This window comes from Dactylosporangium maewongense (assembly GCF_039531485.1).
GTDB classification, from domain to species: domain Bacteria; phylum Actinomycetota; class Actinomycetes; order Mycobacteriales; family Micromonosporaceae; genus Dactylosporangium; species Dactylosporangium maewongense.
Map to the genome: position 1 here is coordinate 159,094 of NZ_BAAAQD010000024.1, position 17,377 is coordinate 176,470.

The following is a 17,377-nucleotide window of genomic DNA, read 5'->3' on the forward strand; positions in this document are numbered from 1 at the left end:
AGCGGGGTGGGCGGGTGTTATTCAGTGTGGAGGACCTCGGAGATGGTGAGGCGGGCGGCGGCGCGGGCCGGGACGAGGGCGCCGAGGACGGCGATCGCGGCGCCGGCGAGGGCCAGGAGCAGCAGGGTGGCCGGCTGCCAGACGTTGAGCAGGGCCAGTGGGATGTCCACCTTCGCGGCGCGGGTTGCCATGGGGACGACGAGACGATGGGCGAGGACGCCGGTGGGGACGCCGACGAGCCCGCCGAGGAGGCCGAGGCCGGCCATGGACGTCACCGTCATCACGACCACCTGGCGGGGGGTCATGCCGATGGACTTGAGCATGCCGAGGTCGCGGCGGCGTTCGCGGACGTTGAGCAGGACGGTGTTGAGAACACTCAAGGCGGCCACGACGCCGAGCATCAGCGACAGCGCGGTCGACAGGCTGATCATCGAGACCGTGAACGAATTGACGCCCACGTTGCTCCACGCGGCGAGGCCGGGGTCGGCGGCGCGGACGGAGGCGAGGTACGCGGGGATGTCGGTGCCCGGCAGGAGCGAGATCTCGTACATGACCTCGTGGTTGGGGATCGGCTGCTGCGGGCCGAGCCGCTGCAGGGTCTCCCAGGTCGTGATCAGGGCGGGGCCGCCGACGGCGGCGCTCATGGTCTCGCCGACGACGGTCACCTCGGTGCGGTGGCCGTCGAGCTCGAGCGTGAGCCGGTCGCCGAGGTGGATGCCGCGCTCGTGCAGCAGCGCCGAGGGCACGACGATCTCGCCGGGGGCGCGCAGCCACCGTCCGGCGACGATGGCCTCCTTCAACCCCACCTCGTCGTGGTCGCCGCGCAGGAAGTCCACCGGGACCGCCTGGGTCTGCCCGGCGACGGTGACGTCGATCCCGAGCATGGCGGTCACGTGCCGGGTGCCAGGCAGCGACCGCAGCAGCCGCTCGATGTCCTCGTCGGAGCGGGTGGTCGTCGCCTGCTGAAACCGCGGGTTGCCTGGCCGGACCGCGATCGGGGCCGTCTCGTTGCGGTCGGCGATGCTCGAATACCTCGAGACGGTGGTGGCGAGACCGCTCGCGAACGTCACGGTCGTCACGCCGAGCACGACCGCGGCGACGGTCAGGGCGGTGCGGGCCGGCCGGGCGAAAGGCAGGCCCAGCCCGAGGCTCACCGAGCGCGGCAGCCGGACCCCGCTCAGCCACCGCTGCACCCGCAGCCCCCGGCCGGTGCGGGGAGCGCTGCCGGCGCTGATCGCCTCGGCGGCCGGGAGCCGTCGGGCCCGCAACGCCGGCAGCAGCGCGGCGAGCAGCACCACGAGGAGGATCCCGGCGAGCGCGGCGATCTGCACGCGCAGCCCGTTGCCCACGTCGCCGTGGAAGCCGAGGCCCTGGAAGGCGTTCGTCAGCAGTGGCCGTGCGGCGAACTCGCCCCCGATGATGCCGAGCCCGCCGCCGACCACCGCCGGCACGGACACCATCGTCAGATACACGCCGACGACCTGCGCCGGGGTGAAGCCGATGGCCTTGAGGACTCCGATGTGCCGGTATCCGGAAACGACCGCCCCGCTGACGACGTTGGCGACGACCAGGACGGCGACGAACAGCCCGAGGAGCCCGAAGACGATCAGGAACGGCACGTAGGCACCCGGACCTGCCTTCACCGCTTCCTTGATCACCAGGTAGGAGCTGGTGGCGAGCAGGCCGTCGGACGGCAGCGCGGCGGTGAACGCGTCGACGGCCGGCTCGGTCGGCTCGCCGGGCAGCCGGTACAGCATCTGGACGGCGGTCGGGTGCAGCTGCGCCATCTGCGCGGGGGCGACCCACGCGTCGGCGGTGCGGCTGACGCTGTAACCGAAACCGACGACCGTGAGCGGCGGTGCGCCCCGCAGCTGGATCACGGACCCGACCAGCGACGGCGGGTGGTAACCGGCCGCCGGCGGGAGGTCCGCCACCACGATCTCGCCGGGTGCGGTCGCCCAGCGGCCGTCCCACAGCTCGACCCGGTCGACCGGCCCGGCGGGGTCGGCCCGGCCGACGACGGTGATCGAGTCGGGCAGGTGTAACGGGGCGCCGTCGGTCGGCGCGGCCAGCACCGCCTGCTCGAACGGCCCGGCGGCAGCCGTGGTGCCGGCCGGCGGTGCGGTGGGCGTGGCGCCGGCGGAGCCGGGCTCGTAGACGGCGACGACGTGGGCACCGGCCTGGTCGGCGAAGACCCGCTCGAACGGTGCCGTCGACGCGTCCAGCAGTCGCAGCGCGACCACGAGGGTAGCGGCGGAGAACAGCACGACGACGCCGATGACGAACGTCTGCAGCCGGCGCCGGCGCACCGCGGCCCGCGCGGCCCGCCAGACGGCGCTCATGCCGTCACCTCCGCCACGATCCGTCGCCGACGCGAGCCCGCAACCACGATCCGGTGCCGGCCCGAGCCGGCAAACACGGTCCGGCGCCGAGGCGAGCCGGCAAACACGATCCGGCGCCGGGCCGAGTCGGCGGCTGCGATTCCGGCTCGTGCCTCTCCGTTGCGCTTCGGGGCGGTCACGGGGTGCGCTCCAGTCCGCGGCCGTCGAGGGACAGGCTGCGCTCGCCGACGACGCGGCCGTCGGCGAGGGAGACGACCCGGCTGGCGCAGCGTTCAGCCATGCGCTCGTCGTGGGTGACGAGCAGGAGGGTCTGGCCGATCTGGTTGAGGTCGAGCAGCAGGTCCATCACCTGCTCGCCGGCGTGGCTGTCGAGTGCGCCCGTGGGCTCGTCGGCGAGCAGGAGGGCCGGCCGGTTCATCAAGGCGCGGGCCACCGCCACCCGCTGCCGCTCGCCGCCACTGAGCACGGCAGGGTAGGCATTGCGGCGGTCGGCGATGCCGAGCTCGTCGAACAGCTCCAGCGCGCGCCGCCGGGCCTGCCTCGCGGAGACCCCGGTGAGCTGGGCGGCGAGGGCCACATTCTCCAGCGCGGGCAGGTCGTCGAGCAGGTTGAAGAACTGGAAGACCATGCCGATGCGCTTGCGGCGGAAGAGCGCGAGCCCGGTCTCGGTGAGCCGGCCCAGGTCCTCGTCGTGGACGGTGACGCCGCCGGCCGTCGGGCGGTCCAGCCCGGCGATCATGTTGAGCAGCGTGGACTTGCCGCAGCCGGACGGGCCCATGACTGCGACGGCCTCGCCCGCCCGGATCTCCAGCGTCACCCCGTCGAGCGCGGTCGTGTCGCCATACTCCTTGCGCACGCCGTCGAGCCGCACCACGACCCGGTCCCCATCACCACTCATGCCAAGCAACGTAGAGCGGGCACGGCCGTGGCGCGTCCTTCCACGGGTCCACCCACCGCGCGGGCGGTCATACCGTGGGCGTAGGTCACCTGGCCGATGCGGCACGAGCGCCGCGTCTGCCAAGGTGGGCGGGTGTGGACCTCAGCGGCGACCTGGCTCGGCATCGCGCTGGTGTGCGCGTGCGCCATAGCCGCGGTCCTGCTGACGGCGCTGCTGAGGACCAGGAAGCGGCTCGCGGCGGCGCTCGGCGAGCGGGGCTGGCTGCTGGAGCGGGAGCGGGAGGCGGCCGCGCGGGCCGCGGTCGGCGCCGAGCGGGCCAGGATCGCCAGGGAGCTGCACGACATCGTCAGCCACACGGTCAGCGTCATGGTCGTGCAGGCGTCCGCGGCCAGGGAGGTGCTCGACACGATGCCCGATGAGGCGGCGACCGCGCTGCGGGCCGTGCAGGACGCCGGCCGCGGCGCCCTGACCGAGCTGCGCCACCTGTTGGGCCTGCTCGCACCCGACGCCGACGGCCAGGACGGCGCCATGAGCCAGGCGAGCACCCACGACCAGCACAGCGCCGCGAGCCAGGCGAGCACCCACGACCAGCACGGCGCCACGAGCCAGGCGAGCACCCACGACCAGCACGGCGCCACTAGCCAGAACAGCACCACGAGCCAGAGCAGCACCACGAGCCAGAAGGGCGCCGCGGGCCAGAACAACGCAAAAAGCCAGAACAGCGCCGCGAGCCAGGGCAGTGCCAAGAGCCAGAACGGCGTCATGGACCAGTACGGCACCAGAGGCCACGACCTGGAGCCGCAGCCGAGCCTGAGTCGGCTGTCGGCGCTGGTGGACCGGGTCGCGTTCGCCGGGCTGCCGGTCGAGGTCCGCATCTCGGGCGAGCCGCGGCCACTGCCGGCAGGAGTGGACCTGACCGCGTACCGGATCGTGCAGGAGGGCCTGACGAACGCGCTGAAGTACGGTGACGGCGGCAAGGCGGAGGTGACGGTGCGGTATGCGGACCGTTCGCTGCGGGTGGAGGTGCTCAACACCGGCCCGAGCGTGCTGAAGGCGGGTCCTGCCGAGAAACCCGCCAAGACCACCGGGCGTGGCCTGACCGGGCTGCGGGCCAGGGTGGCGGTGTACGGCGGCGACCTCGACGCCCGCAGGCGGCTCGGCGGCGGCTACCGCGTCCGGGCCCGCATCCCGTTGGACCCCCCGTGAACGCAGAACCCCCCGTGAACGCAGGGCCTTCCAAGAGCGCAGGACACCCGCGGGTGCTCGTGGTGGATGACCAGGAGCTGATCCGCACCGGGTTCCGCCTCATCCTGACCGCCCGGGGCATCGACGTCGTCGGGGAGGCCGCCGACGGGGCGGAGGCGGTGCAGGTCGCCGCGGCGCTGGAGCCGGATGTCGTGCTGATGGACATCCGCATGCCCGGTATGGACGGGCTGGAGGCGACCCGGCGGATCCTGGAGCGCCGGCCGGAGTGCCGCGTGCTGATGCTGACGACGTTCGACCTCGACCGGTACGTGTACGCCGCCCTGCGGATCGGTGCCAGCGGGTTCCTGCTGAAGGACGTGACCGCCGACCATCTCGCCAACGCGGTCCGGCTCGTCGGCACCGGTGACGCGCTGCTCGCCCCGTCCATCACGCGGCGGCTGGTGGAGCGCTTCGCCAACCAGGAAGACGTCGCGCCGAAGACCGACGCCACGATCACCGGGCTGACGCCGCGCGAGCGCGAGGTCCTGACGCTGATCGGGCGCGGCATGTCCAACGCCGAGCTGGCCGCGGCCCTGTTCCTCGCCGAGGCGACCGTAAAGACCCACGTGGCGAGGATCTTCACCAAGCTGGCGCTGCGCGACCGGGCGCAGGCGGTGGTCGTGGCGTACGAGAGCGGCCTGATCACACCCGGCGACCCGGACACCTAGCCGGGGTGGTCGCCGCCCGGAGAAGCGGCGACGACCACCCGGATCGGACGGGGTCAGGCCTGGGCGACCAGGCGGAACGACTGCGCCGCGCCGCCGGTGCACGACCACTGCTGCAGCAGCGCGCCGTCGGCGGTGGAGACGTCACGGACGTCGAGGCACTTGCCGCTGTTGCGGGCGGTGAAGCGGAAGTTCCCACCGCCGAGCGACGCCGGCAGCCACTGCTGGTTGGTGGCGCCGCCGTAGGACCACAGGTGCACCTGGGTGCCGTCGCCCGTGGAGCCGGTGCCGCCGCTGACGTCCCAGACCAGGCTCGGCGCGTAACGGTTGACGACCTGGTAGTAGCCGTTGCTGGTGGGCCGGAACTGCCGCTGCTGGTTGGTCGCGCCGGCCGCGCCGCACGCCCACTGCTGCAGGGCGGTGCCGTTGGCGGTGCCCCAGCCGGCGTCGTCGAGGCACTTGCCGCTGTTGGTGTTGATCACCTGGTACCACTTGGTGGGGTCGATCGAGGTGGCCGGCGGCTGCGAGGTCGGCGGCTGGGAGGTCGGCGGCTGCGAGGTCGGGGTGACCGGGCCGCCGGGCCAGGTGAACGTCGCCATGGAGCCGGCGGGCAGGTTGTAGCCGAAGGACGCGCCGCCGTAGGAGACCTGGAAGTTCTGGGCGCCGCCGGAGTTCACCGCGACGAGCACGATGGAGCCGTCGGGGTTGCGGAAGGCGACGTTCTCGATGCCACCCTGGCCGTAGTTGGTCGAGTCGACGCGGACCGCGCCGGGCTTGACGAACTTCGCCAGGTGCCCCAGCACGTAGTACTCGGCGTTGTACGTGACGCTCCCGCCGTTGACGGTGACGACGCCCATGCAGTTGGTGCAGCTGCCGATGACGGGACCGTGCGACGGGTTGAGCGCCATGTTCCACATGGTCACGGTCTTCGCCCAGTTGCGGGTGGCGCCGATGGCGAGGTTGCGCCCCTGCCACAGCAGCGAGTCGGCGAACGTGTTGGCCGTGTTGCCCGACTCGGTGCCGGAGCACTCGGTGAAGAAGATGTCCTTGTTCGGGTAGGCGTTGCGCACGGTGCTCTGCCCGCTGGGGTTGCCGCCGTAGCAGTGCCAGGCGGTGCCGGCGGTGTTGTTGCCGGTCGCGGCGAGGACCTGCTGCGGGAAGGACGTGTTGTCCCAGTTGTGGTCCCAGGCGAGGATCTTCGTGCCGAGGCCGGCCGAGGACAGCTTCGGCGCGAGGTTGTTGATGATCGCGGCCTGCTGCGACGCCGACATCAGCATGCCGGGGTAGCCGGGCGGGGAGAACTGCGGCTCGTTCTGCACGCTGAGGTACTGCACCGGCACGCCCGCCGCCTGGTACGCCTGGACGGACTTCACCAGGTAGTCGGCGAAGGTGCCCTCGTAGTTGGTGCTCAGCGACCCGCCGACCAGGTTGTTGTTGGTCTTCATCCAGGCCGGCGCGCTCCACGGCACGACCATCGTGGACAGCTGCGGGTTCAGCGAACGGGCCTGGGTGAGCAGCGGGAGGATGTACGCCTGGTCGTGCGCGATCGAGAACCGCGACAGGCTCGGGTCGGCGCTGCCGTCGTCGTACGTGTAGAAGTTCAGCGAGAAGTCCGACGCGCCGAGCGGCTGGCGCAGGAAGCTCAGGCCGATCCCGCTCGACGGGTTGAACAGCGCGTTCATGATGCTGTTGCGGGCCGACGAGTTGTAGATGAGGTTGGCGGACGAGTCGGTGAACGACGCGCCGAAGCCGACCATCGACTGGTACGTCGTGCCGGCGTTGACGGTGATCGTCGAGCCGCTGCCCGCGGTACCGAACGCGACGTCGGCCTTCTTCGTGAGCTGGTTGGCGCGGTCCGGCGTGGTGAGCCAGACGCTCGCGTTGGTGGCGGCGAGGGCGGGCGACGCCTGGGTGACCACGAGCGCGGCGCCGGTGGCGAGCAGCGCGCCGGCGGCGCACGTCGCCAGGAGCCGTTTCCGAGAGGACATGGCGGGTCCCTTCTGGGGGTTGGGAAAAGACCGGGGTGGGGCGGGCGGGGCCCCACCCCGGTCCGGCTTCTACGCGTACAGGCGGATGTCGGCGAGGCTCCACCAGCTGCCGCTGCTGCCCGTGTTCGTCACCCGCACGTAGCGGGCGCGGGCCTGCACGTCCACGTTGGTGAGCTGGCCGGTGCCCGTTCCGGAGGCGACGACGCGCCAGGAGGTGCCGTCGTCGCTGACGGAGAGCTCCCACGAGCGGGCGTAGTCGCCGACGCTGCCGCCGCTGTCGATGGCGACCCGGCGGAAGCTGGTCTTGCCGCCCAGGTCGACCTGCAGGTACTGGCCCGGCTCCTGCGCCTGGCCGGCGGACCAACGGGTCGAGGCGTCCTCGTCCACGGCCAGCTTCGCGTCAGCCGAGGCCGAGGCGGGCAGCGACGTGGCGGTGGCGCCCTTCAGCGACAGCAGCTTGAGGCCGTCGTCGAACACCCGGTTGCGGGGCCAGGTGAACGTGGCGAGCGAGCCGCCGGGCAGCGTGTAGTCGAACGTGCGGTCGCCCGCCGCGACGGTGAACGTGCGCGGGTCGTCGTTCTCGTTGTGCACGACCAGCGCCGTGGAGCCGTCGGGGTTGCGGAACGCGACGTCCATGATCTGGCCGTTCCAGCCGGTGGTGCCGAACGAGGTGCTGGCGATCCGCACGGCGCCGGGCTTCACGAAGCGGGACAGGTGCCCGATCGTGTAGTACTCGGCGTTGGTGGTGAACGTGCCGTCCGGCTGGACGGTGATCAGGCCGGTGCACGTGTCGCAGCCGCCGAGGTGCGGGCCGTTCGTCGAGTCGAGCGCGATGTTCCAGTTGACCGCGGACTTCGCCCAGTTGCGGGTGGTGCCGATGGCGATCGTCCGGGCGTGCCACTTGAGCGTGTCGCGGAAGAACTGCGCCGGCGTGTCGTTCGCGCCGTGCGAGCCGGAGCACTCGGTGAACCAGATGCCCTTGGTCGGGAACGCGTCGTGCAGCGCGGTCTGCGCGGCCGGTTCGCCGTAGTAGCAGTGGTACGCGGTGCCGGCGAGCCACTTCGCGGCGGGGCTGCGCAGCAGCTGGTACGGGTAGTCCGTCTCGGGGTCCTGCCCCGGCGGGACGTTGACGACGTCGTTGGGGTGGGTGGCCCAGTTGTGGTCGTACCCGATGATCTTCGTCCGCGGGCTGAAGAGCCGCAGCAGCGGGCCGAGGATCTCGATGACCTTGGCCTCCTGGGCGACCCGCATGGCGGTCGTCGGGTAGCCGTTGACGCCGCCGTTCTGCGGCTCGTTCTGCACCGTGATGTAGTCGATCGGCACCCCGGCGGCGGTGTACGCGAGGACGAAGCGGGTCAGATACGCGGCGTACACGGCGTAGATCTTCGGGTCGTCGATGAGCGAACCGCCGACGAGCGAGTCGTTGGCCTTCATCCAGGCCGGCGGGCTCCACGGCGTCGCCATGATCTTCAGCTGGGGGTTGAGCTGCTTCGCCCGGCGCAGCAGCGGCAGGATCTGCGCCTGGTCGCGGGCGATGCTGAACTTCGACAGCGTCCAGTCCTTCTGCCCGGCCGGCACGTCGTCGAGCGAATAGTGGCTGCTCGCGGCGGTGAAGTCCGACGAGCCGATCGGCTGGCGCAGGAAGCTCACGCCGTCGCCCTTGGCCGGGTCGAACAGTGCGCGCATGGCCTTGTCGCGTTCGGTGGCGCTCAGCCGGTACAGCACGGCGGCCGAGGAGTCGGTGATCGACGCCCCGAAGCCGTCCATGGTCTGGTACTCGCGGCTGGGGTCCACGGTGATCGTGACGTTCGGGTTGCCGGCTGCCGCCTTCGTGAAGGCGATCGGGGCCCGCTCGTGCATGAGCTCCGTCTGGTCGACGGTCGTCACCCACACCCGCGCCGACGGAGCGGCCTCACCGGCCTGCGCCTGCGTGAATCCTGTCAGTCCGACGGCGACGGCGGCACCGGCCGCCACCAGCCGTAACACCTGTCGTGGCATCGCGTCTCTCCCGGAGCTACCGATGTAACAAATGAAACATCAATGTAACTAAGCGGAGGACAGCACAGCATCGGCCCGCACCGATTGTCAAGAGCAGTTCAAGCGCTTGACGCGTTCGGCGCGGGCCGTGAGATCGGCAGGTTGGCTACCCGATGTAACGCATGGATGAAACAGAAGCGGCGCGGGAGCGCTCAGCCACGGCGGAGGAGGCGGCCGACGGCCGCCATCATCTCGGTGGCCATCTCCTCGCCCTTGCCCTCCTCGGCGCCGTGCTGCATGCAGTGGCGGGCGTGGTCGTCGAGCAGGCCGAGGGCGACCTTGTCGAGGGCCGCCTGGATGGCGCTGATCTGCGTCAGCACATCGATGCAGTAGCGGTCCTCGTCGACCATCTTCCCCACGCCGCGGACCTGGCCCTCGATGCGGCGCAGCCGGCCCTGGAGCTGGTCCTTCGTGGCGGTGTACCCGCGAGGCGTGGCGGTGGTCATGTCACCCATCCTAGCGCACACCCCCTGGGGGTATGCTACGTTTGCCAGGTACCCGTGGGGGGTATCCCGATCCGTACCAGGAGGAGCCGACATGAGCACCACGACCTACGCCGTCAAGGGGATGACCTGCGGGCACTGCGTGCAGGCGGTCAGCACCGAGGTCGGGAAGGTGCCCGGGGTCACGGACGTCCGGGTCGACCTGGAGGCCGGTGCCGTGACGGTGACCAGCGACGGACCCACCGACGAGCAGGCCGTCCGCGCCGCCGTCGACGAGGCCGGCTACGAAGTGGTCGGGCTCAGGGCATGAACACGCCGGCCCGGCTCGCCGCGTTCGGCGCGGTCCTGGCGGTGGTGTTCGGGGCGGCGTTCGGGGTGGGCCGGCTGGTCGGGCCCGACGCCGTCGCCGAGCCGGCCGGTGACATGGCGCATCCGGAGGCCGGTGGCGATCCGGGCGCCGGGCACGGTGGCCATGGCGGACCGGCCGCGACGCCGACCGCCACCGGTCAGTCCGGTCCCGCCGCTCATGGCTATTCGGTGGCGGTCGACCCGTACAGCGGCGACATCGGCTTCAAGATCGCTGGAGCCGGGGGCCGGACGGTCACCGGGTTCGAGACGGTGCACGAGAAGCCGCTGCACCTGATCGTGGTGCGCCGGGACCTCTCCGGGTTCCAGCACGTGCACCCGGTCATGGACGCGGACGGGACCTGGCGGGCGGCGCTGGCGCTGCCTGACGGCGGGCCGTGGCGGGCGTACTTCGACTTCACCGAGACCGGCGCGGCGGCGACCGTCCTGACGGCGGATCTCGCCGTGCCCGGCGCGCCGCACTCGGAGCCGCTGCCGCCGCCTTCCGCGAGCGCGGCCGTCGACGGGTACACGGTCCGCATCGACACCCACGACGGCGTCGCCCTGCGGGTCGAGCGGGACGGGCGGCCGGTCACCGACCTGCAGCCGTATCTCGGGGCGGCCGGGCACCTCGTGGCGATCGCCGAACGGGACCTCGCCTACCTGCACGTCCACCCCACCGGCCCCGCGGGCGGCGGACCGGAGGTCAGGTTCGCGGTCGAGGGCGCCGCTTCGGGGACCCACCGGCTGTACTTCCAGTTCCAGCACGGCGGCGCGGTGCACACCGCGGAGTTCACCGTGACCGCGATCGGGGGCGGGCATGCCCACAACTGAGCTCACCATCGGCGGCATGACGTGCGCGGCGTGCGCGGCGCGGATCGAGAAGAAGCTGAACCGGCTCGACGGCGTGTCGGCGAGCGTCAACTACGCAACCGAGAAGGCCCGGGTCGTCTTCCCGCCGACGCTGGTGGTGGCGGACCTGATCGCCACGGTCGAGCAGACCGGCTACACGGCCGCTGTTCCTGCGGCGCCGGCGCCCTCACAAGAAACCGACCCGCTCGCCGAGGCGCGGCAGCGGCTGCTGGTCAGCGCGGCGCTCGCGGTGCCGGTGATCCTGCTCGCGATGGCGCCGGCGTGGCAGTTCGAGTCGTGGCAGTGGGCGTCGCTGACGCTCGCGGCGCCGGTCGTCGTGTGGGGCGCCTGGCCGTTTCACCGGGCGGCGCTGCGCAACCTGCGGCACGGCGCGGCGACGATGGACACGCTCGTGTCGGTCGGCACCGCGGCGGCGTTCCTCTGGTCGCTCTACGCGCTGTTCCTCGGCGACGCGGGCCGGCCCGGCATGCGGCACCCGTTCGAGCTCACGGTCTCCCACTCGGCCGGTGCCGACGCGATCTACCTGGAGGTCGCCGCCGGGGTGACGGTGTTCATCCTGGCAGGCCGCTACTTCGAGGCGCGCGCCAAGCGCCGGGCCGGGGCCGCACTGCGCGCGCTGCTCTCCCTCGGTGCCAAGGATGCCGCGGTATTGGCGGCCGACGGCACCGAGCACCGCGCGCCCGTCGACCGGCTGGCCGTCGGCGACACGATCCTCGTCCGGCCCGGCGAGAAGGTCGCCGCCGACGGGGTCGTGCTCGACGGCACGTCCGCGGTCGACGTCAGCATGCTCACCGGCGAGCCGATGCCCGTCGACCTCGGCCCGGGCGACCCGGTCGTCGGCGGCTGCGTCAACACGTCCGGGCGCCTGGTCGTGCGGGTGAGCCGGACCGGCGCCGACACGCAGCTGGCCCAGATGGCGCGGCTCGTCGAGGAGGCGCAGAGCGGCAAGGCCGACGTGCAGCGCCTCGCCGACCGGGTCGCCGGCGTGTTCGTGCCGATCGTGATCGCCCTCGCCGTGGGCACGCTCGGCTTCTGGCTCGGCACCGGCGGCTCGGCGGCCTCGGCGTTCACCGCGGCGGTCGCGGTGCTGATCATCGCCTGCCCCTGCGCGCTCGGCCTGGCGACGCCGACGGCCCTGCTCGTCGGCACCGGGCGCGGCGCCCAGCTGGGCATCCTGATCCGCGGCCCGGAGGTCCTCGAGTCGACCCGTCGCGTCGACACCGTCCTGCTCGACAAGACCGGCACCGTCACCACCGGCCGCATGTCCGTCCTGTCGGTCCACGGCGACCCGTCCTCGCTGCGGCTCGCCGCCGCGGTCGAGCACGCCTCCGAGCACCCGATCGCGCGCGCCGTCGCGGCCGCGGTGCCGGCCTCGGCCCGGCCGGCCGTCGCGTCGTTCTCCAGCCACGCCGGCCACGGGGTCAGCGGCATCGTCGAGGACCGGACCGTCTGGGTCGGCCGCCCGTCGTTCCTGGCCGCACAAGGCCTGACGCCGTTCTCCGATGCCACGCCTCCCACCGCGCCTCCCACCGCGCCTCCCACCACGCCTCCCACCACGCCTCCCACCAGGACGGCCGCCACCCCTTCCACTGCAACGGCCGCCGTACCCGCCACCGCGACGGCCGTCATGGCCTCCCCCGCGACGGACACCGCGACGGACGCTGCGACGGACACTGCGCCATCCAGAGTGGCGGACCGGGCGCCTTCGGCCGGGACGGTCGTCGGTGTCGGCTGGGACGGGGCCGTGCGGGGGTTGATCGAGGTCGGTGACACCGTCAAGCCGTCGTCGGCCGCCGCCGTACGCCGGATCCGCGACCTCGGGCTCCGCCCTGTCCTCCTCACCGGCGACGCCGCCCCGGTGGCGCACGCGGTGGCCGCGGAGGTCGGCATCGACGAGGTCATCGCGGAGGTCCTACCCGCCGGCAAGCTCGACGTCGTCCGCCGCCTCCAGGCCGAGGGCCGCGTCGTGGCGATGGTCGGCGACGGGGTCAACGACGCGGCCGCCCTCGCCCAGGCCGACCTGGGCCTGTCGATGGGCACCGGCACCGACGCCGCGATCGAGGCCGGCGACCTCACCCTGGTCCGCGGCGACCTGACCGCCGTCCCCGACGCGATCCGCCTCGCCCGGCGCACCCTGGCCACGATCAAGGGCAACCTGTTCTGGGCGTTCGCCTACAACATCGCCGCGGTCCCCCTCGCCGCCGCGGGCCTGCTCAACCCGATGATCGCCGGCGGCGCCATGGCGCTGAGCTCGGCCTTCGTCGTCGCGAACAGCCTGCGCCTGCGCCGCTTCACCCCGACCCGTCCCGCCGGGACACTCTCCCCGGCAGGCTGACCGGGCGCCCGCCCCGGGTGCCCGGTTACGATTGAGGATGGAGCAACTCTTCCAGCGCTACATCCACGCCGGCGCCTTCTCCCGCGACCCGGACGCCCTGGCCGCCCTCTTCACCCCCGACGGCATCCTCGAGGCGCCGCTCGTCCCGCCCGCCGGCCCGTACCCACACCGTCTCGAGGGCCGCGACGCGATCCGCGCCGGCATGGCCGCCTGGTATGCAAGACCGGCCGCCCCAACCCCCGCCGTCGACGTCGCACGGTCGCGCTACGTCCTGCACGCCACCGCCGACCCTGACGTCTTCATCGCCGAGATCGACACCGCGTTCACCGACGCGGGCGGCATGTCCCTGGTCCAGATCTTCCGCGTCCGCGACGGCCGGATCGCCCACCTGCGCGACTACTTCACGCTCTGAAAGTCGCCGCGACGAACTGGAAGGGAGAGCCCGGAGGCCCCCCTTCCCACGTCATGGGCTACTCGGCGGTGAAGGTGACCCGCCGGCGACGGCGCAGGGTGGCGACCAGGGCGGCGCCACCAACCACGAGGGCGGCGCCCGTGCCGACCAGGGGCAGCGTGCTGCTGGATCCGGTCACCGGCAGGCTCGGGCTGGGGGACGCGGACGGCGTCGCCGGCTTCGAGGCGGACGGGGTCGGCGACGGGGTGGCGGACTTCGACGGCGACGGGGAGGGCGACGGGCACGGGCCGGTCAGCGACACCCAGCCGCTCGCGACGTCGGCGCCGAAGCCGTCGGCCCACTTGGCCTTGTACGTGATCTTGACCTTGGTGGCGGGGCGATCGACGACCGAGGTGAACGAGACCTGGGTGAGCGGGTTGCCGGTGCTGGCGGCGATCGTCGTGGGGACCTGGGTGGTCGACAGGACGGTCGTGGCGTTCTGGTCGAGCACCAGCTTGAGATCACTGAGCGTGACGATCGCGTTGTAGTCGTTGGTCAGCTTCCAGGTGACCTCGTACTTGCCGCCGACGGAAACGCACTCGGCGGAGCCGGACGCCCCCGATGCGTGCGCACTGGCGGGCGAAGCGAACATGGTCGATAGCCCAACGGCCACGGTCGCGGCGGCGGTGCCGATCGCGACCCTCCTGAACAGCGTGTTTTCCACGACGACTCCAACCTTACGAAACTTGACGTCCGACAACATAAGACCGAGGCGGGCGGGAGCGACAGCCGTTGTGGGGCAGGAAATTTGGAACTGGTCCGGGTTTGGGCGATTCATCCGGGAAAATACTTTTGATCGATGAAATTCGTCGTGACAGAGGGCGATCGGGCAGGTGGAGATGCGCTACCACCCTTACGCTGACGAGGCATGAGACGGGGTTACGCACTGCTCGCGCTGATCATGCTCACCGCCTGCTCCACAAAGGACGCACCGCCGGCGTCGCCGGCCGCGACGGCGGCACAAGGCAAGGGCGATCACACCCTGACCGTCACCGTCGGTGACAAGGAGCGCACGTTCCAGCTCCACGTGCCGCCGGGGTACGACCCGGCGCGCACCATGCCCGCGGTCGTCGCGCTGCACCACAAACCCGGCAGCGGCGCCACGATGCGGGAGCTGACCGGGTTCGACGCGAAGGCCGACGCGGAGGGCTTCCTCGTCGCGTACCCGGAGGGCGTCGGCGGGCAGTTCAACGCGTTCGGCTGCTGCGGGGTGCAGGACGACGTCGGCTTCGTCAAGGCCGTCGCCGCGCTGCTCGTCGAGCGGTGGCACGCCGACCCCGGCCGGGTGTTCCTCGCCGGCGTCTCCAACGGCGCCGACCTGAGCTACCGTGCCGCGGTCGAGGCGCCGGGCGTGTTCGCCGCGATCGGCGCGGTCAGCGGCGGCTTCGCCGGCGGCCGGACCGAGGCGGCGGACTACCGGCCGGCGGCCCCGGTGTCGGTGGTGACCCTCATCGGCGCCGCAGACCCGCAGGCCGCCACCTTCACGACCGGCGTCGACACCTGGCGCCAGCGCCTCGGCTGCGAGGCACCGAAGGAGACGAGCCCGGCACCGGGCGTACACGGGACGACGACGCGATGCGGGGACGGCAGCGACGTGCAGGCCTACGTCATCGACAGCGGTGCACACGCGTGGTTCGGCGCGACCGTGGGCGAGCTCAAGGCGCCGGGGCAGATCGGGGCGACCGACACGCTGTGGAGATTTTTCGTGGCGCACCCGCGACGCTGATGATGGTCGCCATGAGGACGATGCTCGACTTCCTGTCCGGCCTGCCCGAGCCGCGGCTGGCCGAGCTCGCCGCCGTCCACCTGCCCGACGGGCCGGCGCCGCGCGGGGCGAAGGCCCTCAAGGAGTTCGCGGCGCTGCTGCTGGAGCCCGCCACGGTGACGGCGACGGTCGCCGCGCTCAGCCTGCCGGAGCTGCAGGTCGCCGAGGCGCTGTCGCTGCGCGCCGCCGGCACCCGCCGCGCCGACCTCGCCGGGCTGCTGGGCGTGGCCGGGCACGACGCCGACCTCGGCATGGTGCTGGGACGGCTGGAGTGGCACGCGCTCGCCTGGCCCGACGGCGACTGGATCCGCACCGCGCCGATCCACGAGGTGATCGTCGGCGGCTACGGCTTCGGCCCGTCGGCCCGCCTGGAGCTCGTGCAGCTGCCGCTGGACCGGCTGCAGCGCATGGCGTACAACCTCGACGCGCCCGTCGGCCGGGACCGCACGTCGCTGCTCGGCGCGGTCTGCGCCGCCCTCGCCGACGCGTCGACCGTCCGCGCGAAGTTCGCCCAGGCGCCGGAGGCCACCAAGGACCTGCTGCTGTCGCTGGCCGAGGACGACCCGTACTTCTTCGACCCGCGGCAGATGGGCGCGCTGCGCACCAACCGGTCCACGCCGCTGCGGTGGGCCGTCGACCACGGGCTGCTGATGTGGAACCCCGTCGGCATGGCCGCGGTGCTGCCGAGCGAGGTCGGCGTCGTGCTGCGGGAGGGCTTCCGCGCCGACTTCGACCCGGCGCCGCCGCTGCAGGTGCCGGTCGAGGTCAGCGTCGAGATGGTCGAGCGCGACGGCGCCGCCGCGGTCCGGGGCGCGCTCGCGCACGTCACCGCCCTGCTGGAGGCGTGCGGCCGGGCGCCGGTGCCGATGCTGAAGGACGGCGGGATCGGCCTGCGGGAGCTGCGCCGGCTCGGCAAGGCGCTCGGCGGCGACGAGACCGGCATGCGGCTGTGGCTCACGCTCGCCGCCGTCACCGGACTGATCGGCGTGACGGACAACCGGATCGCGCCGTCGGCGTACTACGACGACTGGTTGAAGCTCGACCCGCCCGCGCAGTACGGCGAGCTGCTCACCGCCTGGCTGGTCATGGACGCGATCCCGCTGGACCCGCAGGTGCCGGTGCTGCTGCGGACCGAGCGCGACGAGGCCGTGAGCATCCTGCGGCGCAGCCTCGTCTCGTTGCTCAACGGCCTGCCGGGCGGCTACGCGCTGCCGTCGCTGGACGGGGTCAACGCGCTGCAGATGTACATGCGGCCGCTGCTCACCGGGGCGGACGCCGAGGAGGCGTACCCGACGACGGCCATGCTGTGGCGGGAGCTGGAGCTGATGGGGCTGGGCGCCCTGCACGCGCCGACCGCCCTGTGCCGGGCCCTCGCCGCCGAGGCCGGCCTGGACGGCACCCCGCAGCGGCCCGTGCTGCGGGCCGAGCTGGAGCGGCTCATCCCGGCCGCGCAGCGCACGGTGCTGCTGCAGAGCGACCTGACCGCCGTCGCGACCGGGGCGCCGGCGCCGCAGCTCGCCGCGTTCCTCGACCTCGCCGCCGACCGGGAGTCCCGCGGCGGCGGGCACACCTGGCGCTTCTCGGAGGCGTCGGTGCGCCGCGCGTTCGACACCGGCGCGACGGCCGACGAGCTTCTCGCGTCGCTGCGCGAGACGGCGACCGGCGGGCGGGTCCCACAGCCGCTGCAGTACCTGGTCACCGACCTCGCCCGCCGGCACGGGGCGCTGCGGGTCCGCCCGGTCGCGTGCGTGCTGCGCAGCGACGACCCGACGCTGCTCGCGGAGCTGCCGCGGGTGAAGAGCCTCGCCAGGCTGGGGCTGACCGAGCTCGCCCCGACCGTCTACGCCAGCGTCCTGCCGGTGGCGGAGACCCTGGCGGCGCTGCGGGCGGCCGGCTACGCCCCGGCGGGCGAGCACGCCGACGGCACGATCGCCTTCGACAAGATCACCAGATTCAGGACAGGTCCTGACCGCAACGCCGACTAGCGTGA

At 72.6% G+C, this 17,377-nt stretch carries 13 protein-coding genes and 2 pseudogenes; 9 read left to right on the top strand and 6 right to left on the bottom strand.

Going from position 1 to position 17,377, the window contains the following annotated elements; translation table 11 throughout:
* Positions 1–17: 17 nt before the first annotated feature.
* Positions 18–2,342, bottom strand: a complete 2,325-nt coding sequence (locus ABD332_RS44580) for an ABC transporter permease (protein WP_344510388.1) — start codon at positions 2,340–2,342, stop codon at positions 18–20.
* 175 nt (positions 2,343–2,517) lie between these two features.
* The gene (locus tag ABD332_RS44585) at positions 2,518–3,240 is read right to left on the bottom strand and encodes an ABC transporter ATP-binding protein (RefSeq protein ID WP_344510390.1); all 723 of its coding nucleotides are present in this window, start codon (positions 3,238–3,240) and stop codon (positions 2,518–2,520) included.
* A gap of 162 nt (positions 3,241–3,402) precedes the next feature.
* On the opposite strand from ABD332_RS44585, the pseudogene ABD332_RS44590 reads away from it, so the two are divergent.
* From ABD332_RS44590 to ABD332_RS44600, 3 genes and pseudogenes are all read left to right on the top strand, one after another.
* Positions 3,403–3,801 (top strand): annotated as a pseudogene (locus tag ABD332_RS44590) (histidine kinase); the annotation flags it as partial.
* A gap of 237 nt (positions 3,802–4,038) precedes the next feature.
* A pseudogene (locus tag ABD332_RS44595) lies at positions 4,039–4,446 on the top strand (sensor histidine kinase); the annotation flags it as partial.
* Positions 4,447–4,508: 62 nt separating this feature from the next.
* A complete protein-coding gene (locus ABD332_RS44600) occupies positions 4,509–5,153 on the top strand; it encodes a response regulator transcription factor (RefSeq protein WP_344510392.1) in 645 nt (214 codons plus the stop codon).
* A 53-nt stretch (positions 5,154–5,206) separates the two neighbouring features.
* Here ABD332_RS44600 and ABD332_RS44605 read toward each other — a convergent pair whose 3' ends face one another.
* The 3 genes from ABD332_RS44605 to ABD332_RS44615 form a co-directional block, all read right to left on the bottom strand.
* Entirely contained in the window at positions 5,207–7,138 is a 1,932-nt protein-coding gene (locus ABD332_RS44605; RefSeq protein ID WP_344510394.1) for an RICIN domain-containing protein, read from the bottom strand.
* Positions 7,139–7,207: 69 nt separating this feature from the next.
* The gene (locus tag ABD332_RS44610; RefSeq protein ID WP_344510396.1) at positions 7,208–9,136 is read right to left on the bottom strand and encodes a discoidin domain-containing protein; all 1,929 of its coding nucleotides are present in this window, start codon (positions 9,134–9,136) and stop codon (positions 7,208–7,210) included.
* Between the two features lie 191 nt (positions 9,137–9,327).
* A complete protein-coding gene (locus ABD332_RS44615) occupies positions 9,328–9,621 on the bottom strand; it encodes a metal-sensitive transcriptional regulator (RefSeq protein WP_344510398.1) in 294 nt (97 codons plus the stop codon).
* Between the two features lie 91 nt (positions 9,622–9,712).
* Here ABD332_RS44615 and ABD332_RS44620 point away from each other — a divergent pair, with 91 nt between their 5' ends.
* The 4 genes from ABD332_RS44620 to ABD332_RS44635 are packed head-to-tail and all read left to right on the top strand — an operon-like array spanning position 9,713 to position 13,583.
* Positions 9,713–9,928: a heavy-metal-associated domain-containing protein gene (locus ABD332_RS44620; protein ID WP_344510400.1), complete on the top strand. Its 216-nt coding sequence runs from the start codon at positions 9,713–9,715 to the stop codon at positions 9,926–9,928.
* Positions 9,925–10,797, top strand: a complete 873-nt coding sequence (locus tag ABD332_RS44625) for a hypothetical protein (protein ID WP_344510402.1) — start codon at positions 9,925–9,927, stop codon at positions 10,795–10,797. Before ABD332_RS44620 ends, ABD332_RS44625 begins: the two co-directional genes overlap by 4 nt.
* The gene (locus ABD332_RS44630) at positions 10,784–13,171 is read left to right on the top strand and encodes a heavy metal translocating P-type ATPase (RefSeq protein ID WP_344510404.1); all 2,388 of its coding nucleotides are present in this window, start codon (positions 10,784–10,786) and stop codon (positions 13,169–13,171) included. The genes ABD332_RS44625 and ABD332_RS44630 overlap by 14 nt, the downstream gene beginning before the upstream one ends.
* Before the next feature lie 37 nt (positions 13,172–13,208).
* Positions 13,209–13,583, top strand: coding sequence for a nuclear transport factor 2 family protein (locus ABD332_RS44635; protein WP_344510406.1), 375 nt, complete (start codon positions 13,209–13,211; stop codon positions 13,581–13,583).
* A 58-nt stretch (positions 13,584–13,641) separates the two neighbouring features.
* On the opposite strand, the gene ABD332_RS44640 is transcribed toward ABD332_RS44635, so the two are convergent.
* Entirely contained in the window at positions 13,642–14,214 is a 573-nt protein-coding gene (locus ABD332_RS44640) for an LPXTG cell wall anchor domain-containing protein (protein ID WP_344510408.1), read from the bottom strand.
* 276 nt (positions 14,215–14,490) lie between these two features.
* Between ABD332_RS44640 and ABD332_RS44645 the strand changes: the two genes are divergently transcribed.
* A complete protein-coding gene (locus ABD332_RS44645; protein WP_344510410.1) occupies positions 14,491–15,348 on the top strand; it encodes a CE1 family esterase in 858 nt (285 codons plus the stop codon).
* A gap of 11 nt (positions 15,349–15,359) precedes the next feature.
* Entirely contained in the window at positions 15,360–17,372 is a 2,013-nt protein-coding gene (locus ABD332_RS44650; protein WP_344510412.1) for a helicase-associated domain-containing protein, read from the top strand.
* The last annotated feature ends 5 nt before the right edge of the window (positions 17,373–17,377 follow it).

Bases quoted from the DNA above. Each gene is read 5' to 3' on its own strand.
- ABD332_RS44580 (WP_344510388.1), bottom strand. From the start codon at position 2,342: ATGAGCGCCGTCTGGCGGGCCGCGCGGGCCGCGGTGCGCCGGCGCCGG.
- ABD332_RS44585 (WP_344510390.1), bottom strand. From the start codon at position 3,240: ATGAGTGGTGATGGGGACCGGGTCGTGGTGCGGCTCGACGGCGTGCGC.
- ABD332_RS44605 (WP_344510394.1), bottom strand. From the start codon at position 7,138: ATGTCCTCTCGGAAACGGCTCCTGGCGACGTGCGCCGCCGGCGCGCTG.
- ABD332_RS44610 (WP_344510396.1), bottom strand. From the start codon at position 9,136: ATGCCACGACAGGTGTTACGGCTGGTGGCGGCCGGTGCCGCCGTCGCC.
- ABD332_RS44615 (WP_344510398.1), bottom strand. From the start codon at position 9,621: ATGACCACCGCCACGCCTCGCGGGTACACCGCCACGAAGGACCAGCTC.
- ABD332_RS44620 (WP_344510400.1), top strand. From the start codon at position 9,713: ATGAGCACCACGACCTACGCCGTCAAGGGGATGACCTGCGGGCACTGC.
- ABD332_RS44625 (WP_344510402.1), top strand. From the start codon at position 9,925: ATGAACACGCCGGCCCGGCTCGCCGCGTTCGGCGCGGTCCTGGCGGTG.
- ABD332_RS44630 (WP_344510404.1), top strand. From the start codon at position 10,784: ATGCCCACAACTGAGCTCACCATCGGCGGCATGACGTGCGCGGCGTGC.
- ABD332_RS44635 (WP_344510406.1), top strand. From the start codon at position 13,209: ATGGAGCAACTCTTCCAGCGCTACATCCACGCCGGCGCCTTCTCCCGC.
- ABD332_RS44640 (WP_344510408.1), bottom strand. From the start codon at position 14,214: ATGTTCGCTTCGCCCGCCAGTGCGCACGCATCGGGGGCGTCCGGCTCC.
- ABD332_RS44645 (WP_344510410.1), top strand. From the start codon at position 14,491: ATGAGACGGGGTTACGCACTGCTCGCGCTGATCATGCTCACCGCCTGC.
- ABD332_RS44650 (WP_344510412.1), top strand. From the start codon at position 15,360: ATGAGGACGATGCTCGACTTCCTGTCCGGCCTGCCCGAGCCGCGGCTG.